At 70.9% G+C, this 25,243-nt stretch carries 20 protein-coding genes and 2 pseudogenes; 16 read left to right on the top strand and 6 right to left on the bottom strand.

The features are described 5' to 3' along the window. The first annotated feature begins 10 nt into the window (after positions 1-10). Genes L942_RS15560 through folP form a run of 3 tightly spaced genes read left to right on the top strand, consistent with a single transcriptional unit; the run spans position 11 to position 2,312 of the window. Positions 11-631: a cyclodeaminase/cyclohydrolase family protein gene (locus tag L942_RS15560; RefSeq protein ID WP_037360636.1), complete on the top strand. Its 621-nt coding sequence runs from the start codon at positions 11-13 to the stop codon at positions 629-631. Then, positions 628-1,476, top strand: a complete 849-nt coding sequence (locus L942_RS15555) for a bifunctional 5,10-methylenetetrahydrofolate dehydrogenase/5,10-methenyltetrahydrofolate cyclohydrolase (RefSeq protein ID WP_037360633.1) — start codon at positions 628-630, stop codon at positions 1,474-1,476. The genes L942_RS15560 and L942_RS15555 overlap by 4 nt, the downstream gene beginning before the upstream one ends. Continuing rightward, entirely contained in the window at positions 1,473-2,312 is an 840-nt protein-coding gene (gene folP / locus L942_RS15550; protein ID WP_051165998.1) for a dihydropteroate synthase, read from the top strand. Before L942_RS15555 ends, folP begins: the two co-directional genes overlap by 4 nt. A gap of 23 nt (positions 2,313-2,335) precedes the next feature. Here folP and L942_RS15545 read toward each other — a convergent pair whose 3' ends face one another. Next, complete coding sequence (locus tag L942_RS15545) at positions 2,336-3,010, bottom strand: GntR family transcriptional regulator (RefSeq protein ID WP_037360631.1); 675 nt, start codon at positions 3,008-3,010, stop codon at positions 2,336-2,338. 110 nt (positions 3,011-3,120) lie between these two features. Between L942_RS15545 and L942_RS15540 the strand changes: the two genes are divergently transcribed. The 3 genes from L942_RS15540 to pabB are packed head-to-tail and all read left to right on the top strand — an operon-like array spanning position 3,121 to position 6,507. Beyond that, entirely contained in the window at positions 3,121-4,494 is a 1,374-nt protein-coding gene (locus L942_RS15540) for an L-serine ammonia-lyase (RefSeq protein WP_037360628.1), read from the top strand. 10 nt (positions 4,495-4,504) lie between these two features. Continuing rightward, complete coding sequence (gene purU / locus L942_RS15535; RefSeq protein WP_037360625.1) at positions 4,505-5,353, top strand: formyltetrahydrofolate deformylase; 849 nt, start codon at positions 4,505-4,507, stop codon at positions 5,351-5,353. Further along, positions 5,350-6,507 (top strand): aminodeoxychorismate synthase component I, encoded by a 1,158-nt coding sequence (gene pabB / locus L942_RS15530; protein WP_037360624.1) that lies wholly within the window; start codon positions 5,350-5,352, stop codon positions 6,505-6,507. Before purU ends, pabB begins: the two co-directional genes overlap by 4 nt. Positions 6,508-6,757: 250 nt before the next feature. Here the strand turns inward: pabB and L942_RS15525 are convergent, their stop codons facing one another. Then, positions 6,758-7,798, bottom strand: a complete 1,041-nt coding sequence (locus tag L942_RS15525) for an AraC family transcriptional regulator (RefSeq protein ID WP_037360622.1) — start codon at positions 7,796-7,798, stop codon at positions 6,758-6,760. A 73-nt stretch (positions 7,799-7,871) separates the two neighbouring features. Here L942_RS15525 and L942_RS15520 point away from each other — a divergent pair, with 73 nt between their 5' ends. Continuing rightward, positions 7,872-8,795: a short-chain dehydrogenase/reductase gene (locus L942_RS15520; RefSeq protein ID WP_051165997.1), complete on the top strand. Its 924-nt coding sequence runs from the start codon at positions 7,872-7,874 to the stop codon at positions 8,793-8,795. Further along, complete coding sequence (locus L942_RS42505; RefSeq protein WP_063695776.1) at positions 8,792-11,179, top strand: alpha/beta hydrolase fold domain-containing protein; 2,388 nt, start codon at positions 8,792-8,794, stop codon at positions 11,177-11,179. Before L942_RS15520 ends, L942_RS42505 begins: the two co-directional genes overlap by 4 nt. Before the next feature lie 136 nt (positions 11,180-11,315). On the opposite strand, the gene L942_RS15510 is transcribed toward L942_RS42505, so the two are convergent. Both L942_RS15510 and L942_RS15505 read right to left on the bottom strand, forming a co-directional pair. After that, positions 11,316-12,839 (bottom strand): succinic semialdehyde dehydrogenase, encoded by a 1,524-nt coding sequence (locus L942_RS15510; protein WP_051165996.1) that lies wholly within the window; start codon positions 12,837-12,839, stop codon positions 11,316-11,318. Then, the gene (locus L942_RS15505; RefSeq protein ID WP_037360620.1) at positions 12,836-13,669 is read right to left on the bottom strand and encodes an SDR family oxidoreductase; all 834 of its coding nucleotides are present in this window, start codon (positions 13,667-13,669) and stop codon (positions 12,836-12,838) included. Before L942_RS15505 ends, L942_RS15510 begins: the two co-directional genes overlap by 4 nt. Positions 13,670-13,905: 236 nt before the next feature. Between L942_RS15505 and L942_RS15500 the strand changes: the two are divergent. From L942_RS15500 to L942_RS15465, 8 genes and pseudogenes are all read left to right on the top strand, one after another. Continuing rightward, positions 13,906-14,699 (top strand): annotated as a pseudogene (locus L942_RS15500) (MlaE family ABC transporter permease). 3 nt (positions 14,700-14,702) lie between these two features. Next, positions 14,703-15,572, top strand: coding sequence for an MlaE family ABC transporter permease (locus tag L942_RS15495; RefSeq protein WP_037360618.1), 870 nt, complete (start codon positions 14,703-14,705; stop codon positions 15,570-15,572). Next, a pseudogene (locus L942_RS15490) lies at positions 15,569-16,848 on the top strand (MCE family protein). Before L942_RS15495 ends, L942_RS15490 begins: the two are co-directional and overlap by 4 nt. Further along, positions 16,845-17,879 (top strand): MCE family protein, encoded by a 1,035-nt coding sequence (locus L942_RS15485; RefSeq protein ID WP_037360615.1) that lies wholly within the window; start codon positions 16,845-16,847, stop codon positions 17,877-17,879. The pseudogene L942_RS15490 and the gene L942_RS15485 overlap by 4 nt, the downstream one beginning before the upstream one ends. After that, a complete protein-coding gene (locus L942_RS15480; RefSeq protein ID WP_037360612.1) occupies positions 17,876-18,898 on the top strand; it encodes an MCE family protein in 1,023 nt (340 codons plus the stop codon). The genes L942_RS15485 and L942_RS15480 overlap by 4 nt, the downstream gene beginning before the upstream one ends. Next, complete coding sequence (locus tag L942_RS15475; RefSeq protein ID WP_037360609.1) at positions 18,895-20,085, top strand: MCE family protein; 1,191 nt, start codon at positions 18,895-18,897, stop codon at positions 20,083-20,085. The genes L942_RS15480 and L942_RS15475 overlap by 4 nt, the downstream gene beginning before the upstream one ends. After that, the gene (locus L942_RS15470) at positions 20,082-21,245 is read left to right on the top strand and encodes an MCE family protein (protein WP_235079149.1); all 1,164 of its coding nucleotides are present in this window, start codon (positions 20,082-20,084) and stop codon (positions 21,243-21,245) included. Before L942_RS15475 ends, L942_RS15470 begins: the two co-directional genes overlap by 4 nt. Next, positions 21,245-22,453, top strand: a complete 1,209-nt coding sequence (locus L942_RS15465; protein WP_037360607.1) for an MCE family protein — start codon at positions 21,245-21,247, stop codon at positions 22,451-22,453. The genes L942_RS15470 and L942_RS15465 overlap by 1 nt, the downstream gene beginning before the upstream one ends. Here the strand turns inward: L942_RS15465 and L942_RS15460 are convergent. Then, the gene (locus tag L942_RS15460; RefSeq protein ID WP_051165994.1) at positions 22,416-23,489 is read right to left on the bottom strand and encodes an AraC family transcriptional regulator; all 1,074 of its coding nucleotides are present in this window, start codon (positions 23,487-23,489) and stop codon (positions 22,416-22,418) included. The two genes, L942_RS15465 and L942_RS15460, sit on opposite strands and share 38 nt — an antisense overlap. A gap of 112 nt (positions 23,490-23,601) precedes the next feature. Then, the gene (locus tag L942_RS15455; protein ID WP_037360604.1) at positions 23,602-25,230 is read right to left on the bottom strand and encodes an AMP-binding protein; all 1,629 of its coding nucleotides are present in this window, start codon (positions 25,228-25,230) and stop codon (positions 23,602-23,604) included. Between the last annotated feature and the right edge of the window lie 13 nt (positions 25,231-25,243).

The raw sequence follows: 25,243 nt of genomic DNA, 5'->3' as shown, positions 1-25,243 counted from the left end.
GACGACACCCATGCGCACGGAAACCCTCGACGCGTTCCTGGATTCGCTGGCCGGGCGGGTGCCCGCGCCGGGCGGCGGAGCGAGCGCGGCACTGCACGCCGCTCAGGGCGCCGCGCTCGCCGGCATGGTCGCCCGGTACAGCGACGGCCCGAAATACGCCGAGCACGCCGGAGCGATCGCGAAAATCCGCGACTGCGCCGACGACCTGCGCGAGCAGGCCTCGGTGCTCGCCGAACAGGACATCGCCGTCTTCAGCCGGGTCGGTGCGGCCTACGCGCTGCCTCGCGCGACCGACTCCGACAAGGCGGCCCGCTCCGCCGCGATCGCGGACGCACTGATCGCGGCGGGGCGAGTCCCGGCCGCGGTGCTCGCGGTCGCGGAGCAAGTGCTCGGGCTCGCCGAGCAACTGCTGCCGATCGGCAACCGGAACGTGGTCAGCGACGTCGCGGCGTCCGCCGACGCGGCCCGGGCCGCGGCCTCCACTGCCCGGGTGAACGTCGAGATCAACCTCGCCGGCGTCACCGACGCCGAGGCGCGCGCGGAACTGTCCGGTGCGCTCGCGCCGGTCGACGATCTCCTCGCGCGTGCCGACGCGCTGACCGTCGCGGTGCGGGAGGTGATCGCCCGATGACCGCGGTGCTGAGCGGGACCGAACTGGCCCGGAACCTCCGCGCGGAAGTCACCGCGGCCGCGGCGGAGCTGACCGGGGCCGGGACCTCGGCCCGGCTCGCGGTGGTCGTCGCCACCGACGACGAGTCGAGCGCGTGGTACGTGCGCTCGATCGCCGGCGCGGCGCGGAAAACCGGCATCGACTGCGAGGTCGTCGATCTCGGGCCGCAGGCGAAGCCCGGGCAGATCCGCGCCGCGCTGGCGGCCTTGAGCGAGGACCCGGCTGTGCACGGGATCATGCTCCAGACGCCCCTGCCGGACGGCGCTCATTTCGAGGACCTCGCCTCGGCGATCGCCCCGGAGAAGGACGTCGACGGAGCGAATCCGCTTTCGCTCGGCAGGCTGAGCGCGGGGCTTCCGGCGTTCGCGCCCGCGACCGCCGCCGCGGTGCTCGCGCTGCTGGACCACTACGACGTCCCGCTCGCCGGGCGCACCACGGTCGTGGTCGGGCGGTCGAACGTCGTCGGGAAGCCGGCCGCGCAGCTGCTGTTGCGGCGGGACGCGACCGTGGTCGTCTGCCACCGCCACACCAAGGACCTCGCCGCGCTGACCCGCCCGGCCGACGTCCTCGTGGTCGCGGTCGGCCGACCGGGCCTGATCAAGGCCGAGCACGTCGGCCCGGACGCGATCGTCGTCGACGTCGGCACCAATCCGACGGCCGACGGCGGGCTCGTCGGCGACGTGGACGAACGGGCCGTCTCCGGACGGGCGGGCGGGCTCACCCCGGTGCCCGGCGGAGTCGGACCGGTGACGACCGCGCTGCTGCTTCGGCAGACCATCCAATCGGCAGCCGGGAGATTCCCGTGACGACCGGAACGCTGCGGTCTCCCGCCCACGAGACCCTGCTCGGGAAGCTGCGCCGGCCGGGGCGCCTGGTCTGCGGAATCGTCAACGTCACGCCCGATTCCTTCTCCGACGGCGGGCGCGACCCGGCCGCCGCCCTCGACCACGCGCTCCGGCTCGCCGACGAGGGCGCCGACCTGCTCGACATCGGGGGCGAGTCCACCCGGCCGGGCGCGCATCCGCCCTCGCCCCAGGAAGAATTGGACCGGGTCACCGGCGTCGTCGAGCAGCTGGCCGCCCGCGTGCCCGTGCCGTTGTCGATCGACACCTCCCGGCCGCAGGTGATGGACGCCGCGGTCCGGGCGGGAGCCGTCTTGATCAACGACGTGCGGGCGCTGCGGTACCCGGACGCGGTGGCGACGGCGGCCCGGCTCGGCGTGCCGGTCTGCCTGACGCACATGCTGCGGCCGCCGCACGCGATGCAGCAGGACCCGCGCTACGGCGACGTCGTGGCCGAGGTGCGCGAATTCCTGCGGGACCGGATGGCGGCGTGCCTGCGGGCCGGGATCCCGCGCGAGCACCTGGTCGTCGACCCGGGGTTCGGGTTCGGCAAGACGCTGGAGCACAACCTGGCGCTGCTGCGGTCCCTCGACCGGTTCGCCGACCTCGGCGTGCCGGTCATGGCCGGGCTCTCCCGCAAAGCGATGCTGGGCCAGCTGACCGGCCGCCCGGTCGCGCGGCGGGAGGCGGCCTCGGTCGCCGCGGCGATGGTGGCGGCGCAGCGCGGGGCCAAGATCCTCCGCGTCCACGACGTGGCCGCGACAGCCGACGCGCTCACCGTCCTGGCGGCGGCGACATGACCACGGCAGCCGCGCCGGCGGCCTCAGATGACCGCGCGGACCGCTTTCTCGAAGCCGGTCACGTGCTCGCGAGCCAGCCGTTCGGCGGTCTTCGCCTTGCCGCCGGCGATCGCGCGCAGCAGGCCGACGTGTTCCTCGACGTGCTGGTCGAAATGCGGCATCCGGTCGAGGAAGAGACAGAAGATCCGGGTCGCGAGGTTGTTGTACCGGACCAGGGTGTCCTCCAGATGCGGGTTCCCGGCCGCCCGGTAGATCGCGCGGTGCACGCGCAGGTCCCACTTCATCAGGGTGTCCCGGTCCAGGGCGCGGGCGTCGGTGTCCTGGAGGTCGTCGGCGAGCTCCGCGAGGCGGGTCCGCACCGGTCCGGCCGCGCTGTCCGCGGCCCGGCGGGCGGCCAGCGGCTCGAGCTGGACGCGGATTTCCGAGATGTAGGCCAGGTCCGTGATGTCCACGGCGGTGGCGAACGTCCCGCGGCGCGGGTAGGACACCACGAGCCGGTCGGTCTCCAAGCGCTTGAGCGCCTCGCGGACCGGCGTGCGGCCGACGCCCAGCGAGGCGCTCAACGCGGCGTCGTCGATCGCGGACATCGGCGGGATGTCCAGCATGATCAGCTGGTCCTGGATGGCCGCGTACGCGCGGTCGGCGAGCGACGCGGGCAGCTGGTCGGGTTCATCGCGAGCAAGGGTCACGAAACCCATGGTAAGCCCGGGAAACCCGGGATCGGCGGCGTGATGTCCACCGCGGCGAGTGTTGATACATCAATCCGGTATCCGCGGGAACCGGTGCCGCCCGAACTCCGGGAGCGACGATGACGATCAGCGTGTTCGATCTGTTCAAGGTCGGGATCGGCCCGTCGAGCTCGCACACGGTCGGGCCGATGCGCGCGGCGTACGAGTTCGTCGAGCGGCTTCGCGCGGCCGGCGAGCTGCCGCGGGTGCGGCGCGTCCGATGCGAGCTGTTCGGCTCGCTCGGCGCCACCGGGCACGGACACGGCAGCGTGCAGGCGGTGGTGCTCGGGCTGTCCGGGGAACAGCCGCATCTCGTCGACCCGGTCGCGGCCGGGCCGGCGGCGGACGCGGTGCGCGCCGAGGGGCTGCTCTGCCTCGGCGGCGAGCACAAGATCGCGTTCTCGCCCGAAGACGACGTGGTGCTGCATCGCCGCGAACGGCTGGACTTCCACAGCAACGGCATGGTGTTCGAGGCGTTCGACGCGGACCGGACGCGCATCGAGCGGCGGGAGTACTACTCCGTCGGCGGCGGATTCGTGCTGGACGAAGACGAGGCGGGCCAGCCGGTTCTGGTCGCGGACGCCACGCCGGTCCGGTATCCCTTCACGACCGGCGACGAACTGCTGGCGCTGACCGCCGAGTCCGGGCTGCGGATCAGCGATCTGATGCTCGCGAACGAGCTCGCGTGGCGCACCGAGGACGAGATTCGCGCCGGACTGCTGGAGATCTGGGCGGTCATGCGCGAATGCGTCGACCGCGGTACGCGCGCCCGGGGAGTGCTGCCCGGCGGGCTCAAGGTCCGGCGGCGCGCGGCGCGGCTGCGCGAACGGCTCGAATCCGGAGTGGACGAAGACGATCCGTTGCGCGCCATGGAATGGGTGACCTTGTTCGCGCTCGCGGTGAACGAGGAGAACGCCGCGGGCGGCCGGGTCGTGACCGCGCCGACGAACGGCGCCGCCGGGATCGTGCCCGCGGTGCTGCACTACGCCGCGAAGTTCCTGCCGTCGTTCTCGCCTGAGCAGGCGGTGCGCTTCCTGCTCACCGCGGGCGCGATCGGCCTGCTGTTCAAGGAGAACGCGTCGATCTCGGGGGCCGAGGTCGGGTGCCAGGGGGAGGTCGGTTCCGCGTGCTCGATGGCCGCCGCGGGACTCGCCGAACTGCTCGGCGGCACGCCCGAGCAGGTGGAGAACGCCGCCGAGATCGGGATCGAGCACAACCTCGGCCTCACCTGCGACCCGGTCGGCGGGCTCGTGCAGATCCCGTGCATCGAACGCAACGCGGTCGCGTCGGTGAAGGCGATCACCGCCGCGCGGCTGGCCGTGCGCGGCGACGGCGCGCACCACGTGTCCCTGGACAAGGCCATCAAGACCATGCGCGAGACCGGCGCGGACATGAAGGACAAGTACAAGGAGACCGCCCGCGGCGGGCTGGCCTTGAACATCGTCGAATGCTGAGGAGCTTCCGATGACCCATTCGTTCACGCTCACCCTGAGCTGCCCCAACCGCACCGGCATCGTGCGCGCCGTCAGCGGCTTTCTCTACGAGCACGGGTGCGACATCGGCCAGCACCAGCAGTTCGACGACGCGATGAGCGACCGGGTGTTCATGCGTACCCAGGTCAACGCGCCCGGGGAAACGGACCTGGCCGAGCTGTCGCGCGGCTTCTCCGACATCGCTGCGGAATTCCAGATGACCTACGCGTTCAACGCGAACCGGAACGCGCGCGTGCTGGTCATGGTCTCCAAGCTCGGGCATTGCCTCAACGACCTGATTTTCCGCTGGCGCGCGGGAAGTCTCGGGGCGGACCTGGTCGCCGTGGTGTCCAACCACGAGGACCTGCGGCCGATGGCGGAGGCGGCCGGGCTGCCGTTCGTGCACGTGCCGGTCACGCCGGAGACCAAGGCCGACGCCGAGGCGCGGCTGCTGCGGCTGGTCGACGAGTTCGACGCCGAACTCGTCGTCCTGGCCCGGTACATGCAGATCCTGTCGGACGAGACCAGCAAGGCGCTGTACGGCCGGGCGATCAACATCCACCACTCGTTCCTGCCCGGGTTCAAGGGCGCCAAGCCCTACCACCAGGCGTACGGCCGCGGCGTGAAGCTGGTCGGCGCGACCGCGCACTATGTCACCTCCGACCTCGACGAGGGGCCGATCATCGAGCAGGAGGTCATCCGGATCGACCACACCTACGATCCCCGCGCGCTGCAGACAGTCGGCCGCGACGCGGAGGCACTCGCGTTGTCGCGGGCCGTGCGATGGCACTGCGAGCGACGAGTCCTGCTCAACGGCCACAGCACGGTCGTCTTCCCATGACGCCGCCCGGCCCGGCACGCTTCGACGACCTGCGCGCCGGGACCGGACTGCGGTTCAGCGCGCCCAGCCGGGTCCTGGCCGCGTACCGGCCGGCGGATGTGGTGCCGGTGCTGGAAGCTGTCGAAGCGGCGACTGCGCGGGGAAAGTGGGCCTACGGGTTCGTTGCGTACGAGGCCGCGGCCGCGTACGGGCTGGACGTGCATCTCCAGCCGCCGGAAGGCCTGCCGCTGGTGTGGTTCGGGGTGACCGACCAGCCGCAGGAGGCGATCTCGCCGACGTCCGTCGGCGAGTACGACGTGCATTGGCGTGAGCATTGGTCGCGTACCGAGTACTGCGGCTTGGTACACCGAGTGCGCGAGAAGATCGCCGCGGGGGAGACGTACCAGACCAATCTGACGGTGCGCATGCGCGGACCGTTCTTCGGCGACCCCTATGCGTTGTACCGGGATCTCTGCTCGGCACAACGCGGTTCCTGCCACGCCTGCCTCGACACCGGCCGGTTCGTGATCGTCAGCGCCAGTCCCGAGTTGTTCTTCGAACGCCGCGGCGACGAGCTGCTGCTGCGGCCGATGAAGGGAACCGCGCCCGCCGGGCCGGCCCCGTCCGACGATCGGGCCCGAGCGCGCGAGCTGCGCGGCGACGAGAAGGAACGCGCCGAGAACATCATGATCGTGGACCTGATGCGCAACGACATCGCCCGCGTCGCGGTGCCGGGCAGTGTGGCGGTTCCGTCGTTGCTGCGAGTGGAGCGGTATCCGACCGTGCTGCAGCTGACCTCCGAAGTGACCGCGAGACTTCGGCCCGGGACGGGATTGCCGGACCTGTTCGCCGCGCTGTTCCCGTGCGGATCGGTCACCGGAGCTCCGAAAGCCCGCACCATGACGCTGATCCGGGAACTGGAGAACACGCCACGAGGTGTCTACTGTGGAGCAATCGGCTGGGCGGCGCCGCCGAGCGCCCCGGTCCGGTCCCGGTTCGGCGTCGCGATCCGCACCGCGGTGATCGACCGGAAGGCCGGCACGGCGGAGTACGGAGTGGGCGGCGGAATCACCTGGGGATCGAGTGCGGACCCGGAACATCGCGAGCTGCTGGCCAAGGCACGGATCTTGCGGTCGGGCGAATGGGTTGCGCGGCTGCCCGTCGCCGGAGGCTGAACGGGGCCTAGCCGGGCGAAAGCCGGAACCACCGGGGCGGCGGGCCGATATTCGCTCGGCGAGCGGGCGACGTGGCTGACCGGGTGGTGCCAACGGCAGCCAGCTGGGCACGTCCTGGCTTCCCGGAATAGCTCGACGGGCGACGGTTCGGAGTCTCGAGTCCGCGCCTCGCGACCAACGGGTTGCCCGGGCTGCGCCGCCGGCAATGGTCGGACGTGTCGCGCCCGGCGAGCCGGTGGCTTCTCGCTGGTCAGTCTCGGGCCGGTGCCCGTCCGTCCCGGTAGCGGCTCGGCGGAATCCCGTACCAGCGGGTGAAAGCGTGCGTGAAGCTCGCGGTTTCGCTGTAGCCGAGCCGCCGGGCGACCTCTTCCACGGTGAGGCCCACCTGGTCCAGCAGTGCCTGGGACATCGTCGCCCGCACCTCGTCGACCAGCGAGCGAAACGAGGTTTGCTCGGCGGCCAGCCGTCGCCGCAGGGTGCGGGGGTCGATGTGCAGTTCCGTCGCCACCTGCGCCATCGAAGGCAGTTCGCCCGGGTCGCGCAGGAGGCGGGAGCGGATCTGCCCGGCGAGTCCTCGGTGATCCGTCCGGCGGCGGAGGAGGTCGGCGCACTGTTCCTCGCAGATGCGCGCGGTGTGTTCGTCGGCCTGCGGCAGCCGTTCTTCCAGCAGCGCGCGGGGGAACACCAAAGCCGAACGTTGATGGCCGAAGCTGACCGCGGCGAGCGGGGCGATCTCTCCCAGCGCCTCGGCCGTTTCGAGGGAGAGCTCGACCCGCGCGTCCGCGGCGTAGCGTTCCAGCCGCGGGCCCAGCAGGCTCGGGACGAACCCGGTGAGCGCGGCGATGTCGCGTTCGAGCAGGAACCGGCGGACGTCGGGCGGGATTTCCCGGTCGTCGAGGACGATCCGGGCCTGTTCGCCCGATTCTTCCAGAGACACGCGGATGAACGCGTAGCTGAGCGTGAGGTAGCGCAGGCCCACGACGAGCGCGGCGCGCAAGGTGGGACTGGACAGGACCGCGAAGCCCAGCAGGCCGTAGTTGCCCAGTGCGAAACGGCTGCCGATCTCGGCGGCCAGCCCGGGCCGGTCGCCCAGCGCAGCCACGAGGTTGCGGACGACCGTCAGCTCTTGGCGCGCGTCGATCTCGACGCCGGGATCATCGAGATCGCTCGCGGCAAGTCTCGTCCCGGCCAGTGCCTCGCTGACGGCGAGACCGTGCTCGGCGGCCACTTCGGTCATGATCCGGACCGCGACCGGGTTGCGCCGGAAGTCCCACCACGCGCCCGCTTCCATGCGTCCGAAAATAACAAATCCGTGTCCCGCGCGAGCATTCGATCGGCGACGCCGCTCCCTTAGCGTCGCAAAGATGCGAACGCTGGGCAAAGCCATCACCGGACTCGGGCGGCGGCCGGACGGCCGCTTCCGGCGGGCGAAATTCGATCTGACCGGCCGAGTCGTGTTCCTGACCGGCGGCGGCCGGGGCATCGGCGCGGCGACGGCCGAACTGCTGGTCGGCCGGGGCGCGCGAGTCGCGCTCGTCGACCGGGACGCGGACGCGGTTCAGCAGCTCGCCACGAGGCTGGGCGCACGCGCTCGCGCTTATGTCGCGGATGTGCGCGACCTCGACGCGCTCGAGAACACGGCTACGGCCGTCGTGGACCAGTTCGGCGGAATCGACGTCACCGTGGCGAACGCGGGCGTGCTCGGTCCGGTGCGCACGATCGGGTCCATCGACCCGGCAGCGTTCCGGCAGGTGATCGAGGTCAACCTGCTGGGTGTCTGGCACACGGTGCGCGCGACGCTCCCGCACGTCCTGGAACGCGACGGCTATCTCCTTTCAGTGGCGTCGGTGGCGGCTGCGCTTCCCACGCCCTCCGCGGCGGCTTACGGCACCAGCAAGGCGGCGGTCGAGGCCTTCGGCCGGGCGCTCCGCCTGGAACTCGCCGCCACCGGCACCCGGGTCGGCATCGCCTATTTCGGGCTGATCGAGTCCGATCTGGTGCGCGGCGCCCGCACCCAGCCGGCCGGCGCGACGATGCTCGACGTGGTACCGGCGGTGATGCGGCCAGCCCCGACAAGGGTCGCGTCCGCCGCGATCGTGCGCGGGATCGAACGGCGCTCGGCCCGGGTCCACGCGCCCGGCTGGGTGCCGGGCCCGCTCGCCGCGCGAACGCTCCTCGAACCGGTGCTTTCCGTCTTGCCCGCAGTGCCGCGCCTGGTCGCTTCGGCGCAGGCGAGCCGCGAATCAGCTGTCACTGAACGGACCAATGCTGAACGGACTAACGCATGACCACCAATTCGGGGACGCGCGCTCCCCGCGTCGCCATCATCGGCGCCGGGATGTCGGGCATCTGCATGGCCGTCAAGCTCAAACAGGCGGGCATCGACGATTTCCGGATCTACGAAAAGGCGGACCGCCTCGGCGGAACCTGGCGCGACAACACGTATCCCGGCTTGCACTGCGACATCCCGTCGCGGATCTACCAGTACTCCTTCGCGCTCAATCCCGACTGGACGCAGTTCTTCTCCGGCGGAGCCGAAATCTGGTCCTATTTCGATCGGGTCGCCGACGATTACGACGTCCGCAGGCATATCTCTTTCGGAACCGAGATCAGCGAAGCCCGATACGCCGACGGGCGTTGGCATTTGCGCGCCGTGGCGGGCGACGAGGACACCGTCGACTTCCTGATCGCGGCCACCGGCATCCTGCACCATCCGCGCTATCCCGACATCGAAGGCCTCGACAGCTTCACCGGCGACGTGTTCCATTCCGCCCGCTGGGACCACGACGTCCCGCTCGAGGGCCGCCGGATCGCCGTCCTCGGCACCGGCTCGACCGGCATCCAGATCGTGACCGCGCTGGCCGGGACCGCGGGCAGGCTGAAGATGTTCCAGCGCACGCCGCAGTGGATCGTGCCCGCGCCGAATCCGTCGACTTCGGCGGCACTGCGCGCCGCATATCGGCACGTGCCCGGGCTTCAGCAGGCGAGCTACCGCGGCATGGAGAAAGTCTTCGGCCATCTGACGCAGGCGGTCGTCCGGGACGGCTGGCAGCGCCGGCTCATCAACTGGACGGTGCGCCGGAACCTCGCCACCGTGCGGGATCCCGAACTGCGCCGGAAGCTGACGCCGGACTACCAGCCCATGTGCAAGCGCTTGGTCCTCTCGCCGTCGTTCTACTCCGCGATCCAGCGGGACAACGTCGACCTGGTGACCGACGCGATCGACCGGATCGAACCGGACGGCCTTCGCACCCGCGACGGCGTCCTGCACGAGGTCGACGTGCTCGTTCTCGCCACTGGCTTCGACGCACACGCCTACGTCCGTCCGATCGAGCTGATCGGGGAGGGCGGCCGCACCCTTTCCGAGGCCTGGCGGGACGGGCCGCGCGCTTACCAAACCGTTGCCCTGCCCGGATTCCCGAACTGCTTCCTGCTGATGGGACCGCACAGCCCGATCGGGAACTTCCCGCTCACCGCGATCGCCGAGAGCCAGGCCGGTTACGTCCTGCGGTGGATCGAACGCTGGCGCGCGGAAGAGTTCACCGCGGCGGCGCCGACCGCACAAGCCACCGACCGGTTCAACCGGGCGATGCGGGCGGCGGCTCCCACGACGATCTGGTCCAGCGGCTGCACCAGCTGGTACCTGGACAAGGACGGAGTGCCCGAGCTGTGGCCGTGGCATCCGGGCAAGCACCGGAAGATGCTGCGCACGATCGAGGACGGGGACTTCGCACTGACCGGCGCGCGGGCGGCGCGCCGCGGCCCGCGTTCGCTGCCGCCGATGAAGCTCGCCGCCCTCGGGGTTCGCCTGGCGAGCACGTTCGTGCTTTCCCCGGCGCTGCCAGTGGGGGTGCAGCGCCGGATGTGCGACCTGGCGGGGGCCGGGCGGCTGCCCCGGGACGTCAGCGTGGCACGGGCCGGTCTGGGCGGCCGCGCCGCACTGCGGGTCGAACCCGCTGGTGCCGACCCGGCGAAGGCCGTGTTGCTGCTGCACGGCGGCGGGTACCACCTCGGCTCGCCGCGCTCGCACCGCGCGCTGGCCGCGCATTTGGCCGCCGGGGCTGGCGCGCCGGTCTACGTGCTCGACTACCGGCTGGCACCCGAACACCCGCATCCCGCCGCGCTCGACGACGCCATCGCGGCGTACCGGGCGCTCCTGGAGTCCGGTGTCGAGGTTTCGCTGGCCGGCGATTCGGCCGGTGGCGGGCTCGCGCTCGCGCTCGCGATACGGCTGCGCGAGGAGAGGACCGAGCTTCCGGCGGCGCTGGCGCTGATCAGCCCCTGGGCCGACCTCAGCCAGGGCTCTTCGGGCAGCTCCGGACGGGATCTCCTGCTGCGCTCGTCGTCGCTGCGCGCCTGGGCACGCCGCTACGGGGCCGGCCGGGACCTTCAGGAGCCCGCGGTCTCCCCGTTGTACGGCGATCTGACCGGGCTGCCGCCGACCCTGATCCATGTGAGCGCCGGGGAAATCCTCGAGCCCGACGCACACCGGCTGGCCGACCGCCTCCGCACGGCCGGCGTCGCCGTGCGGTGCCGCACCATTCCGGACGCCTGGCACGACGTCCACTTGCACGCCGGTTTGCTCGCGCCTGCCGGGGAAGCGGTGCGCGAACTCGGGTCTTTTCTCGCGGACCCGCGGGCAGCCGCTCGCGAGTGGCAATTCCGGTGCTGACCGGTGCCATGTTTCACGAATTCGTGGACGGGGGTGTTCCTCGTCCGGTATTAGTCGAGAAGCCGTTGCAGGCCGGCCCAGGCTTCCTCGGTGCGAGCAGCCGTGGGGGTCGGCGTCCTCGAACCGGCACCGCCACTCACGACCGCCTCCCCAGCAGAGCGGTTCCTTCCGCCACCCCTCGGCCGTACCAGCCGCGGGGGAGTCCGAAGCGGCTGTCCATCGAGACGAGCCGCTGGGTGGCCACGGTCTGGGATTCGGTGTAGCGCAGCAATCCTTGCTCGCCGTGCCGCCGTCCCAGACCGGAGGCTTTCCAACCGCCCATCGGCGCCGGATGGGACGCGAAGGCCGCCGAGTAGCAATCGTTGACGCCGACTCCGCCGGCCTCGATCCGGGCGGCGAGCTGTTCGCCCGCCCGGACGTCGCGGGTCCATACGCTCGCGGTGAGTCCGTACTCGGAGTCGTTGGCCCGCGCGAGGACATCCGGGATGTCGTCGAACGGGTACACCGACACGACCGGCCCGAACACTTCCTCCCGGTGCAGCCGAGCCGCAGCGCTGACGTCGGTGAGCACAGTCGGTTCGTAGAACAGCGGTCCGAGATCTGGCCGGGGACGTCCGCCGGCCACGATTGTCGCGCCGCTCGCGCGCGCCTGGTCGACATACTCCTGCACCCGAGCGAGCACCGCGGGGGTGGTGAGCGATCCGACATCTTTGCTGAAATCGAGTGCCGCGCCCAGCCGGACGCCGCGCACCCGTTTCCGGAGCAGCGTAAGGAATTGTTCGTACACTGTGGACTGGACGTAAAGCCGTTCCGCGGTCATGCACAGCTGCCCGGCGTTGGCGAAACTGCCGCGGACGACCGCGCGGGCAGCTCGGTTCAGGTCCGCGTCGGCCAGCACGATCATCGGGTTTTTCCCGCCCAGTTCCAGCGAAGCGCCGATGAGCCGCGCACCGGCGCGGGCGCCGATCTGGCGTCCGGTCGCGGTGGAACCGGTGAACGCGACGTAGTCGGCTCCGTCGATCAGGGCGTCGCCGATGTCCGCGGGCTCGCCGGTGACGACCTGGAACACCCCGGGCGGGCAGCCTGCCTCGGCGAGCAGCCGATCGAGCAGAAGTGTCGAGAGGGCGGTCTGGTTGTCGGGCTTGACGATGACCGCGTTTCCGGCAAGCAGGGCGGGCACGGCGTCGATGACCGCCAGCGCCAGCGGGAAGTTCCAGGGCGCGATCACCGCCACTACGCCGCGCGGGTGGCGGATCTCGACGGTCTTCGTCAGCCCGGGAACCGCGCCGCGGTGTCGTCGGGCAGCCAGCAGCCGCTCGGCCTGCCGGGCGTGGTGGACACTGCCGAGGACGGCCTCGCCGAACTCGAACACCGCGTCGATGCGGGCTTTCCCGGTCTCCTGCTGGAGCACGTCGAAGACAGTTTCCCGGTGCTGCTGCAGCAAATGCACCAGCCTGCGAACCACGGCGCGACGGTCGCGCACCGGCGCGGCCGCCCAGGCGGGCTGCGCCTGCCGTGCTCGCTCGAACGCGGCGCCGACGTCTTCGGCGGTCCACTGTGGAATCTTCGCGAGCGGCTCCGCGGTGCAGGGCGCGAGAATCTCCACGGGGATGCCGTGCGCGGGCGGAGCGTTTTCGACGAGGCAGGTGAAGTCCTTCATCCGAGGTCTCCTTGGTTCGCCGCGCGCGCGTGGTACCGATCGCGGGCTGCCTGGTCGACGTTGAGGTACAGCCGGTCGGTCCGCAGCAGCGAATTAGCCTTGTGCCGCACCGGTTCCGGCAGGGCCAGCATCGCGCGAAGGGCGAGCCCGAGCCGAGCGGGGGTATACGTGCGGGCGCGGTTCCGGTCGACGGCGCGCAGGACGGACGCCGCGATGTCTTCCGGGTCGCAAGAACCGAACATCTCCACCAAGGGGGAGAGTTTCAGCCCGGCGGACAGCTCGGTGCGGACGATCCCGGGCAGGACCGCCGACACCCGCACCCCGGACGGCCGCAGCTCCTCGCGCAGCGCATGGGACAGCCCGACGACCGCGAATTTGGTGGCGCAATAAGTGGCGACGCCGGGGAAACCGGCGACGCCCGCCATCGACGCGATGTTGACGAGGTGGCCGCGTCCGCGGGCGGCGAACCGGTCCGCGGCGAGCCGGCATCCGGTCAGCACCCCGCCGAGATTGACCGCGAGCATGCGGTCCGCGTCGTCGGGCGCTTCCTCGAGGAATCCGCCGCTGAACATCAGCCCGGCGTTGTTCACCAGCACGTCCACCGGGCCGAGGACCGCCTCGGTTTCGTCGAGAAAGCTCCGGAACGAGGCCGGGTCCGCGACGTCCAGCCGTACCGCGACGGAACCGGCCGGCAGGCCGGCCGCGGCCTGCTTCGCGAGATCGAGGTCGAGGTCGCCGATCGCGACGCGGGCGCCGCGTGCGGCGAATGCCCTGGCGACTGCGTTTCCGATTCCCCTGGCGGCGCCGGTCACGGCGACGGTGTCGGTCACGAGCGATTCCTTTCGGCGGCGGAAAACTGGGCGCACGCCCATCGGTCGAGGCTAGGCAGCACCGCGTGGCCGCGGAATGTCCTCAGCAGACAGATAATTGACAATGCCGGACACCCGCGCCGCCGCGGGAACCGCCGTGCGCGGTCCGGTCATCGACAGGCGCGATCGAGTCCTCGGAAACCGCAGTTCCCCGGCCTAATCTCGGCTCACTGCGCACCTGAGGAGGTACCGGCCCGATGAGCACGCGATCGAACGGCACGGCTTTTCCCGGCGCCGCGGCATTCGGCAGATCGGGCGGTTGGCCGCGTTGTTTCTCGACATCGCGCGCTGCACATTCCGGCGTCCGTTCCAGACGCGCGAGTTCCTCCACCAGTCCTGGTTCTTCGCCAGCGTGACGATCCTGCCCGCCGCGCTCGTTTCGATCCCGTTCGGCGCCGTCGTGGCGCTGCAGCTCGGTTCGCTGACCACGCAGATCGGCGCGCAGTCCTTCACCGGCGCGGCGAGCGCCCTCGCCATCGTGCAGCAGGCCAGCCCGCTGGTCACGGCATTGCTCGTCGCCGGGGCGGGAGGAAGCGCGGTCTGTGCCGATGTGGGCGCCCGCACCATCCGCGAGGAGATCGACGCGATGGAAGTGCTCGGGGTCAACCCGGTGCAACGGCTGCTCGTGCCGCGCGTGCTGGCGGCCATGGTCGTCGCCGTGCTGCTCAACGGGCTGGTCAGCGTGGTCGGCGTGATCGGCGGGTACGCCTTCAACGTGCTCGTCCAGGGCGGCACGCCCGGCGCGTACCTGGCCAGTTTCAGTTCGCTCGCGCAGGTGTCGGATCTGTGGATCTCGTCGGTCAAGGCGGTCCTCTACGGGCTCGTCGCCGGGGTCGTGGCCGCCGACCGCGGCCTGCATCCGAAGGGCGGGCCCAAAGGCGTCGGCGACGCGGTGAACCAGTCCGTGGTCGTCACCTTCCTGCTGCTGTTCCTGATCAACGTCGTGCTGACCGGGATCTACCTGCAGGTCGTCCCGCCGAAGCTGGGGTGAGCGATGACTGCCAGCCCACCCCTGCCTCCGGTCGTCGCGCGCCTGACCCGGGCGGCCGGCCGGGCCTTCGGCGGCCCGTCGGACAGCCTGGCCGACCTCGGCAGGCAATTCGCCTTCTACGGCAAGACGATCGCCTGGATCCCGCGCACTCTGCGCCGTTATCTGCGGGAAACGCTGCGGTTGCTCGCCGAGGTGACGTTCGGCAGCGGCGCGCTCGCGGTCATCGGCGGGACCCTCGGCGTGATGATCGGCATGACGTTGTTCACCGGGACCATCGTCGGCTTGCAGGGCTACTCGGCGCTCAACCAGCTCGGCACCGGCGCGCTGACCGGATTCTTCACCGCCTATTTCAACACCCGCGAGGTCGCTCCGCTCTCAGCCGGGCTGGCGTTGTCGGCCACGGTCGGCTGCGGGTTCACCGCGCAGCTCGGCGCGATGCGGATCTCCGAGGAAATCGACGCGCTGGAGGTCATGGCGATCCCCAGCCTGCCTTACCTCGTCACGACGCGGGTGCTGGCCGGGCTGGCCGCGGTGATTCCGCTGTACGTCGTCGGCCTGTTCACCTCCTACCTGGCGTCGCGGCAGATCACGGTCTGGATCTACGGCCAGTCGGCCGGGACCTACGACCACTACTTCACGCTCTTCCTGCCGCCGCAGGACGTGCTGTGGTCCTTCGGAAAGGTGCTCGTCTTCAGCCTCGTGGTGATCCTCAGCCATTGCTATTACGGCTACAAAGCGTCCGGCGGCCCGGCGGGCGTCGGCGTCGCGGTCGGCCGGGCGGTGCGGACCTCCATCGTGTCGCTGACTGTTCTCGACTTCTTCCTCAGCCTGGCGATCTGGGGCGCCGACACGACCGTGCGGATCGCCGGATGAAAGCGGTGCGGCGAATGCGATACCACCTGCTGGGCGTAGCCTTCCTGCTCGTCATCTGCTGCTTCGTCACGCTGACGATCGCCCTCTACCGCAAGGCTTTCACCGCCACGGCGCCGGTGACGGTCCGGACCAGTCACATCGGCAACCAGATGCGCGTCGGCTCCGACGTCAAACTGCGCGACGTCGTCGTCGGGACCGTTTCCGGGGTGTCGACCGACGGCCAGTCGGCGGAGCTTTCCCTGGCGCTGCAACCGGATCAGCTCCGCCACATCCCGGCGAACGTCCAGGTGCGGCTGCTCCCGAAGACCTTGTTCGGCGAGCGGTACGTCGCGCTGGAGATCCCCGGCCAGGCCGCCCCGGAGCCGCTCCAGGCCGGTGCGGTGATCGGGCAGGACCGCAGCCAGGACGCGATCGAGACGGAGAAGGTGCTCGACGATCTGATGCCGGTGCTGCAGGCCGTGCAGCCGGAGAAACTCGCGGCCACGCTGCCGCGGTGTCCAGCGCGCTCGACGGACGGGGCAAGGACATCGGCAGCACCGTCCGGTCTCTCGACGAGTACCTCCGCCGGGTCATGCCGGGACTGCCGGACCTGACCGCGATCGTCGCGGATCTCCCTGCTGTCGCCGACACCTACGACCAGGCCGGCCCGCAGCTGCTGCAAGCCCTCGCCGATCTGACCGTGCCCAGCCGGACCCTGGTCGAACAGCAGAACCGGCTGCGGGAGCTGTATTCGGCCGCCACCGCCGCGACGAACGACCTCGACGCCTTTCTCGCCGCCAACAAGGACAACATGATCAACCTGATCGCGGCCAGCCGGCCCGCCGCCGAAGTGCTCGCCAAGTACGCGCCCGAGTATCCGTGCGTGCTGCGGCAGGTAGCCGACCTGGTTCCGCGCGCCGACCAGTTCGTCGGCAAGGGAACCGACCATCCCGGCGTCGCTTCGTTCACCATGGAGATCACCCAGAGCCGCGGCCAGTACCTGCCCGGGGTGGACACCCCGCGTTACGACGACAAACGCGGGCCGCGCTGCTATCAGCTGCCCGCGCCCGGAACCAAGCCCCCGGCCTTCCCGCCCGACGGTCCGTTCGCCGACGGCACTTCCCATCCGGCCGGTTCCGGGGGCGGCGGTGGCGCGCCCGCGGCCTCGGCGGGGGAGCAGCACCTGCTCGACACGCTGCTCGGCGCTCAGCTCGGCGTGCCCCCGGCTCAGGTGCCGGGCTGGAGCGGGCTGCTCGTCGGGCCGCTGTACCGCGGGACGGAGGTGACGGTCCGATGAGGGCGTCGACCGGCCCGGTGCTGAAGCTCGGGATCTTCGTCGCGGTCACCGTGCTGTGCTCGGGACTGCTGGGCATCACCCTCGCCAACACCCGATTCGGCCCGGAAAACGCCTATGTCGCCCAGTTCAGCGATGTGCTCGGCCTCAACCCGGGCGACGACGTGCGCATGTCCGGCGTCAAAGTCGGCTCGGTGACCTCGGTCGAGCCGAAGGACCCGAAGTATGCCGAGGTGCGGTTCACCGTCGACGAGAACCGGCCGCTGTCGGTCGACGCCCGCGCCGCACTGAAGTTCCGCGACCTCATCGGCCAGCGTTACCTCGCACTGGACTCCGACGTGCCTTCCCCGGGCCGGGAACTCCCGCGCGGCGGCACGATCCCGCTGTCGCGGACCACCCCGGCGGTCAATCTCACCGCGCTGCTCAACGGGTTCCGCCCGCTGTTCCAGGCCATTCGGCCGAACGACGTCAACCAGCTCGCCAACGAGATCATCCAGGTGCTGCAGGGCGAGGGCGGGACGATCGACAGCCTGCTCGCGCACACCGCGTCGCTCACCTCCGCGCTCGCCGACCGCGACCAGGTGGTGGGCAAGGTCATCGACAACCTCAACGCCGTGCTCGACTCGGTCAACGCGCACGGCGGCGAACTGGGCACGCTCATCGACCGGACGCAATCGCTCGTGTCCGGTCTCGCCCAGCAGCGCGGGCCGATCGGCAGCGCGATTTCCGGGCTCGGCGAGCTCACCGGGGCCACCGCCGGTCTGCTGGACCAGGCCCGGGCCCCGCTGAAGGACAGCATCGCCGGGCTGGGCCAGCTGAGCTCGAACCTCAACGATTCGTCCCCGCTGGTCGAGAAATTCCTGCAGACGCTGCCCGGCAAGCTCTCGAAGCTGACCCGCATCGTCGACTACGGCAGCTGGCTCAACTTCTACCTGTGCGATCTCACCGGCACCGTCGGCATCGATTCGCTCGGCGTGAAGGTGCCCATGCTGCCCCTGCCCGCGACCGCGGCCGCCCCGAGGTGCCGATCATGAAACCCTTCAAGGACCGCAATCTTCCCGTGCTCGGCGTGCTCGCGACCGCGGTCGTCGGGCTGTGCGTCGTCACCGCGCTGAACGCGGACAAGCTGCCGTTCCTCGGCGGTGGCGGCACCACCTACGCGGCCGACTTCGCCGAAGCCGCCGGGCTCACCGACAGTGCCGAGGTCCGGGTGACCGGCGCGAAGGTGGGCACGGTCGACCGCGTCTCGCTGGACGGCGACCACATCCGGGTCGAGTTCACCGTGCGCGGCGTCGCGATCGGCGATCAGAGCACGGCGTCGATCGAGGTCAAAACGCTGCTGGGGCAGAAATACCTGTCGGTCAGCCCGGCCGGCGGCTCCCCGCAGGACCCGCGCACGCCGATCCCGCGCGACCGGACTCGCGTGCCGTATGACCTCAGCCCGGTACTCAACGACCTCAGCACCACTGTCGGGCAGATCGACACCGGCAAGCTCGCGCAGAGCTTCCAGGTGCTGTCCGAGACGTTCGCGGGCAGTTCTCCCCAGGTGCGCGGCACCCTCGACGGGCTGTCCCGGCTGTCGGAGACGATTTCCTCGCGGGATTCCCAGCTCGCCACGTTGCTGCACAACACCCGCCAGGTCAGCTCCGCGCTCGGCAGCCGGGACGAGCAGTTCCGCAAACTCCTGACAGACGGCAACGCGCTGCTGACCGAGGTGCAGCACCGCAAGGACGCGATCGACCGGATGCTGACCGCCACCGTGTCGCTGTCGGCGCAGCTGCACGGCGTGATCGCCGACAACCAGAGCCAGCTCGGACCCGCGCTCGGCGAACTGGACAAGGTCACCGCCCTGCTGCAGCGCAACCAGGACAACCTCGCCCAGGGCCTGCACAACCTCGCCCCGTTCGCCCGGCTCTCCGCGAACGTGCTCGGCAGCGGCCGCTGGTTCGACGTCTACATGTGCGGGCTGCTCCCGCCGACCGCGGGCGCGGGGCCGCTCTCGGTCAACCCGCAGGGATGCCAGCCGCCGTCGGCCAAGGGAGCCGGGAAATGACCGCGCGAACCCGCAACACCGTGCTCGCCTACCGCCTCGGCGCGCTGCTCTGCGTCACCCTGCTCGTCGTCGCGACTGCGCTCTGGTGGTTCGACCGGCAGTCCGCCGGAACCAAGGTGACCGCCTACTTCGGCCAGGCGGTCGGCGTGTACCCCGGGTCCGACGTGCGGGTGCTCGGGCTCAAAGTCGGCAGCATCGACGCCGTCGTGCCGGAAGGCGCCCAGGTCCGGGTGGACATGACCGTCGACTCGGGGGTCGATATCCCGGCGGCCGCCAGCGCCGTCGTGATCGCGCCCAGCCTGGTCTCCGACCGGTACGTGCAGTTCACCCCGGTCTACACCGGCGGTCCGGTCCTCGCCTCCGGAGCGGTCGTGCCGCGCTCGCGTACCGCGACGCCGGTGGAGGTCGACGATCTGTCCCGCAGCCTCGAACAACTCTCGAGCGCGCTCGGGCCCAACGGAGCCAACAAGAACGGGGCGCTGTCGAACGCGCTCGACACCGGCGCGCAGAACCTCGCGGGCAACGGGCAGAACCTCGGCGCCACGCTGGACAAGCTGTCCGGGCTGGCATCCACTTTGGACAAGTCCAAAGGAGACTTGTTCGGCACGGTGGACGGCCTGGCGCAGTTCACGAAAACGCTGGCCGCGTCCGACGAGCAGCTGCGCACGGTTTCCGGCCAGCTCGCCGACGTGACCGGATTCCTCGCCGACGAGCGGCAAACTCTCGGCACCGCACTGGGTTCTCTCGCCGGCGCGCTGGGGGAGGTTCGCGACTTCATCACCCGCAACCGAGGGCAGATCCAGTCCAACGTGGCGAAAATGACCGGGATCACCCGGGCGCTCGCGGACCAGCGCGCGGCACTGGCCGAGGTGCTCGACGTCGCGCCGCTGGCCGCGTCGAACGCGGTGAACACCTACGACCCGGTGTCCGGAACGGTGCAGGTGCGGGCGAATCTCAACGAGCTGACCGGACCGCCCGTCCTGATGGTGTGCCGGCTGCTGCGGCAGTCCGCGCCCGCCCAGATCCCGCACGTGCTGTCCGACGCGTGCGACAAACTGGCCCCGGTCCTCGACGGCACGCTGAAGCTGCCCTCCGTCGCGGAGACCCTGCGCGGGATCCAGGAAGGGAAACTGCCGCCGTTGCCGCTCGTCGAGTCGGCGAATCCGCCCGCCGGAGGCGGACGGTGAACCGGGCGCGCACGCTGGCCGCGCTCGGCATGGCCGCGGTGCTCGCCACGACCTCGGGCTGCGGCGGCGGTTTCACCGGGGTCTACGACCTCCCGCTGCCCGGCGGGGCCGACCTGGGGAACCGGCCGTACCGGGTCGACGTCGAGTTCTCCGACGTGGCCGATCTCGTCCCGCAGGCCGCGGTCAAGGTGAACGACGTGCCGGTCGGCCGGGTCAGCGCCATCGCGCTGGGCAAGGACAACCACACGGTCACGGTGACGCTCTCGGTCAACCGGTCGGCGGTGCTGCCGGCGAACGCGACCGCGCGGCTGCGCCAGTCCAGCTTGCTGGGCGAGAAGTTCGTCGACTTGTCTCCGCCCGCGAACGAGCCGCCCGAGGGCCGCCTCTCCGACGGCTCGGTCGTCAAGCTCGACCGCACCGCCAAGAGCACCGAAGTCGAGCAGGTCCTCGGCGCGCTGTCGCTCCTGCTGAACGGCGGCGGCCTGGAACAAGCCCGGACCATCACCACCGAGCTGAACAAGGCCTTGGCGGGCAACACCGGACACGTCCGGTCGCTGCTGTCCTCAGTGCACACCCTGGCGTCCACTTTGGACGCGCAGAAGGCCGGGATCACCCGCGCGCTCGACAGCGTCGCCAAACTGTCCGGCACACTGTCGGCGCAACGCGCGAACATCACTACCGCGCTGAAAGACCTCGCACTCGGCATGAAGGTGCTGACCGATCAGCGCGACCAGCTGGTCGGGCTCTTGCAGGCGATGGACCGGCTCTCCGGCACCGCCGTCGACACGATCAACAAGAGCCAAGACGACCTCGTGGCCGATCTCCGCGCGCTCGCTCCCACGCTGCACCAGCTGGCCGCGGCGGGCGACGCGCTCCCGAAGTCGCTGCAGCTGTTGCTGACCTTCCCGTTCCCCGACGCCGGTCTCGACGTCGTCAAGGGCGACTACGCCAACGCCAAGATCAACGCCGACCTCAAACTGGATTCGATCCTGGCCAACCTCGGCCCGGCGAAACCGCAGCCGGTTCCGTCGGCTCCGGCTTCCGGTCCCGGGGCTCCGACGGCAGCACCGCCGCCCCCGCTGGGCACTGCGCCCGGACCCGCTTCCTCGCTCGGCGGACCGCTCGGCGGCTTGCTCGGCACGATCCTCGGAGGCGCGTGATGCTGCTGCGCAGAATCAAGATCCAGATCACCGTGTTCGCAGTGCTCGCGGCGGTCGGGGTCGGCTACGCGGGGTGGCGTTACGCGGGCCTCGACCGGCTCTTCGGGCACCGCGGCTACCAGGTCACCGTGCAGCTGAGCACCGGGGGAGGCCTTTTCGCCGGTGCGGACGTCACCTACCGCGGCGTGGGTGTGGGCCGGGTGAGCGCGCTCGAGCTCACTTCCGCCGGGGTGGACGCCCGCCTGGACATCGACCCGGACGCGCCGCGGATCCCGGCGAAAACCCAGGCCGTGGTCGCCAACCGGTCGGCAGTCGGCGAGCAGTACCTCGACCTGCGCCCCAGCACCGACGCCGGTCCGTATCTCGCCGACGGTTCCCGCATCGCCCAGCAGGACACCGCCCTGCCGGTCCGCCCGGAAACACTGCTGTCCAGCGCCGACGCCCTGCTCAGCCATCTCCCCGCCGATTCGCTGCGCACCGTGGTCGACGAACTCGACAAAGCCTTCGCCGGCAAAGAACACCAGCTCAGGCAGCTCCTCGACGCCACCGGCTCCCTGGTGGCCGCCGGAACCGAGCACGCGCCCCAGACCCGCTCGCTGCTTTCCGACGGCCGCACCGTCGTGCAGACCCAGAAAGACCTCGCCGAACCCATCACCTCGTTCGGCTCCGACCTGCACGCCCTGGCCGCGCAGCTGAAGACGTCCGATCCCGACTTGCGCAAGCTCATCAACGTCACCCCCGACGTCGCCCGGCAGGTTTCCGACGTCCTCCGGCAGTCCGGCTCCGACCTGTCGGTGCTGACGGCGAACCTGCTGACGACGGCGAACGTGGTCAAGACCCGGGTGAACGGGATCGAGCAAACGCTCGTCGTCTCCCCGTATCTGCCGGTGCTCGGCTCGGCTTTGCTGCCGGGCGACGGCACCGCGCACATGGGCTTCATCCTCAACTTCTTCAACCCGCCAGCGTGCACGAAAGGCTACGAGAACACGACCGCCCGGCCCGGCTCGGACACCCGGGAAGCCGCGCCGAACCAGCAGGCGTACTGCGCGGAACCGCCCGGCAGTCCGGTCAACGTCCGCGGCGCGCAGAACGCGCCGTACGGCGGCCAGCCGCAAGCAGCGGCCGCGCCTGCCGCCCAGCCCGCCGCGCCCCCGGTGCCGGTCGCCCCGATCACCAGCCTGGGCGGTCTGCTCGGCCTGCCAGGCTGAGCTCGTGCACCCGGCGATACGACCCCGGAGAACTCCCGGTCCACCGGCGAAACGCCCTCCGGAACGCGCTGGGTTCGGAGAAACCCAGCCGTTGCGACAGCGCGGAAATCGGTTCGTCCCCGCGGACCAGGCTCGCGATCGCCGCGTCCCGGAGGATGTTCTCCTTGAGCTGGCTGATCGACGTTCCTTCTTCGCGCAGCAGCCGCCGCACGTGCTGCAGGCTGAACGAAAGGCGGGCGGCGACTTCCTCGGAAGTGGGCCAGCCTTCGCACAGTCCGCGCTCGAGGAGCTTGCGCACCTCGCCGGCGATGCCGGGGTCGCCGTCCCGTCCGGTCAGCAGCCCGAAGGGAGACCGGCGCAGGAAAGCGAGGAGTTCGGCCTCGGTCCGCACGACCGGCACCGCCAGCAGGCCGGTGTCGAACAGGAGCGCCGCCGACGCGGCATCGAACCGCAACGGGCAGCCGAAGACGAGGTCGTACTCGATCGGGCGCAGCGGCTCCGGATGCGGCAGCTCCACCCGGTCGACGCGCACCGTTGTCCCGGTGAGCCATCCGGCGAACCGGCAGAGGGTGAACAGGACGATCTCGGTCGCGAGCTGGTCGGCGGCGGACCGGGCCGTCGCGAGTTCGAGCCGGGACCCGGTCTCCGCGATCCGGAGCCGCGCCGAGGGCAGGCCCGGCAGGACCCGGGAGAACTCGCAGAGCCTGACCAGCACCGAACCGAGGTCGCGCAGCTGGATGAGGCCGAGCGTGACCAGCCGGAGCGAACCGAGCGGCAGCGGGTGCGCGCCGAGCCCGAACAGGTCGTCGCCGGTGACCTGCCACAGCTTCCGGATCACGGCGCACGCCTGCCCGATCGTGAGCCGTGCCCGATCGAACTCGAGCACCTCGTGCGGGATTCCGGCCCGCTCGAGCACCGCCGCGACGTCCACCCCGAGCTGCTCGACGGCGCCGATCAGGGCCCGGATGAAGTGGACGGCCACCGTCCGGCTGCCCGCGCCCGGCTCCCGGTCGAGAATCTCCGCGGCTGTCGTCATCCCTCCGTCTCCTTACGCGACGTCACACCCGCCGGCTCCGCGCCGTGCCGGATCGTCCTCGAGGGCCACCTTCGCCCGCCTCCGCTGTCCGCTGCAACCTGAAGCCGCTCCGTCACCCGGGAGGGGCGGCGAGCTCGCGCTTGATGATCTTGCCGGTGGCAGTGCGCGGCAGGTCCGCCAGGAAAACGACCTCGCGGGGCACTTTGTAACGGGCGAGATTGTCTTTCACATACGCCTGGACGGCGTCGGCCGCCAGGCGGTGTCCAGGCCGGAGGACCACGAACGCGCGGAGCCGCTCGCCGAACTCCGCGTCGGGCACGCCGACCGCCGCGGCGTCCGCGATCGCCGGGTGGCTGACGAGCAGCTCTTCGATTTCCTGCGGGAAGACGTTTTCGCCGCCGGACACGATCATGTCGTCGTCGCGGCCGTCCACGTGGAGCCTGCCCGCCTCGTCGAAATGGCCGACGTCGCCGGTGGCGATGAGCCCGTCGACGGTTTCCTTGCTCCCGCCGCCGGTGTACCCGTCGAACGGCAGCGTCGAGCCGACGAAGATCCGCCCGGTCCGCCCGCGCGGAACTTCCTTCCCGTGGTCGTCGAGGAGCTTCACCCGCGATCCGAGCGCTGGTTTGCCGACCGACGACGGGGCTGCTCGCACGTCCTCCGGGGTCGCGAGCGTGGCGACCGAGCATTCGGTGGAGCCGTAGAGGTTGTAGATCACGTCGCCCAGCAGCCCGGTCACCTTGCCCGAGACCTCGGCGGAAAGCTGCGAGCCCGCGCAGAACACCACGCGCACCGCGGAGAGATCGTGCTGCCGGACAACGTCTTCGCCGAGCGCGAGCATCCGCTGGAGCATCACCGGCACGACGCACCAGGCAGTCGCGCCGGTCGCCTCGCTGTCGGCAAGGAACTGCGCGGCGTCGAAGCTGCGCCGCAGCACGATCTCGGAACCCAGCGCGATCGAGAGCAAGGACGTGGTCAGCCCGGTGCCGTGGAAGAGCGGCGGGCCGATCAGGGTGGTCTCGCGCGCCCGCAGCGGCATCCGCTCGAGCAGCGCGCCGGCGGTGCTCAGCGACTTCGGTTCGGCCCGCGGCGCGCCCTTCGGCGTCCCGGTCGTCCCGCTGGTCAGCAGCACGACCCGGCCGGGCTTCGCGGGAGGCGGCGGGGCGGTCGCGGCACCCTCGGCCAGCAGGGCGTCGAACTCGTCTGCTTCGTCCGGGCCGAACTGGCACGCGTAGCGCGCGCGAGCGACCTTGACGCCGTCCGCGGCTTCGGCCAAGTCCGCGTCGTACACCAGTACGTCCGCGCCCTCGCGTTCGGTGACCTCGCCGGCCTGGCGGGGAGAGAACCCGGTGTTCAGCCAGACGGTGGTCATGCCGAGGCGCGAGGCGGCGAACGCGGCGAGCAGCGGGCCGCGGTGGTTGCGGCACAGGATCGCCAGGCGCGTACCAGGCCCGTAACCCCGCGCCCGGAACGCGCCGGCGAGCCGGTTCACTCGCTCGTCCAGCTCGTCGAAGGCGAGCACCCCGCGGTCGTCGCGGATCGCCGTGCGGCCGCCGTGCCGGATCGCGGCGACCCGAGGGGCCGCGCCGAACGGGCCGTACTCCCGAAGGGCACGCACGACTTGCCCTGTCTTCCTTGGCGAGTCGAATCCGACCGCGCCAGCCCGGACCAGGGCGGCGAGCGAGCGCGCCTCGAGCGACGCCCGGCGCGCGGTGCCGGACACCTTCCGAACCAAGTCCACGGCAGATCTCCTC

The organism is Amycolatopsis orientalis DSM 43388 (assembly GCF_000411975.1).
GTDB lineage: Bacteria > Actinomycetota > Actinomycetes > Mycobacteriales > Pseudonocardiaceae > Amycolatopsis > Amycolatopsis orientalis_D.
Note: the sequence above shows the minus strand (reverse complement) of the source record. Positions and strands in the feature narration are given on the sequence as shown.

Coding starts and splice junctions, on each gene's coding strand:
- L942_RS15560 (WP_037360636.1), top strand. CDS start 11: ATGCGCACGGAAACCCTCGACGCGTTCCTGGATTCGCTGGCCGGGCGG.
- L942_RS15555 (WP_037360633.1), top strand. CDS start 628: ATGACCGCGGTGCTGAGCGGGACCGAACTGGCCCGGAACCTCCGCGCG.
- L942_RS15545 (WP_037360631.1), bottom strand. CDS start 3,010: ATGGGTTTCGTGACCCTTGCTCGCGATGAACCCGACCAGCTGCCCGCG.
- L942_RS15540 (WP_037360628.1), top strand. CDS start 3,121: ATGACGATCAGCGTGTTCGATCTGTTCAAGGTCGGGATCGGCCCGTCG.
- purU (WP_037360625.1), top strand. CDS start 4,505: ATGACCCATTCGTTCACGCTCACCCTGAGCTGCCCCAACCGCACCGGC.
- pabB (WP_037360624.1), top strand. CDS start 5,350: ATGACGCCGCCCGGCCCGGCACGCTTCGACGACCTGCGCGCCGGGACC.
- L942_RS15525 (WP_037360622.1), bottom strand. CDS start 7,798: ATGGAAGCGGGCGCGTGGTGGGACTTCCGGCGCAACCCGGTCGCGGTC.
- L942_RS15520 (WP_051165997.1), top strand. CDS start 7,872: ATGCGAACGCTGGGCAAAGCCATCACCGGACTCGGGCGGCGGCCGGAC.
- L942_RS42505 (WP_063695776.1), top strand. CDS start 8,792: ATGACCACCAATTCGGGGACGCGCGCTCCCCGCGTCGCCATCATCGGC.
- L942_RS15510 (WP_051165996.1), bottom strand. CDS start 12,839: ATGAAGGACTTCACCTGCCTCGTCGAAAACGCTCCGCCCGCGCACGGC.
- L942_RS15495 (WP_037360618.1), top strand. CDS start 14,703: ATGACTGCCAGCCCACCCCTGCCTCCGGTCGTCGCGCGCCTGACCCGG.
- L942_RS15485 (WP_037360615.1), top strand. CDS start 16,845: ATGAGGGCGTCGACCGGCCCGGTGCTGAAGCTCGGGATCTTCGTCGCG.
- L942_RS15480 (WP_037360612.1), top strand. CDS start 17,876: ATGAAACCCTTCAAGGACCGCAATCTTCCCGTGCTCGGCGTGCTCGCG.
- L942_RS15475 (WP_037360609.1), top strand. CDS start 18,895: ATGACCGCGCGAACCCGCAACACCGTGCTCGCCTACCGCCTCGGCGCG.
- L942_RS15465 (WP_037360607.1), top strand. CDS start 21,245: ATGCTGCTGCGCAGAATCAAGATCCAGATCACCGTGTTCGCAGTGCTC.
- L942_RS15460 (WP_051165994.1), bottom strand. CDS start 23,489: ATGACGACAGCCGCGGAGATTCTCGACCGGGAGCCGGGCGCGGGCAGC.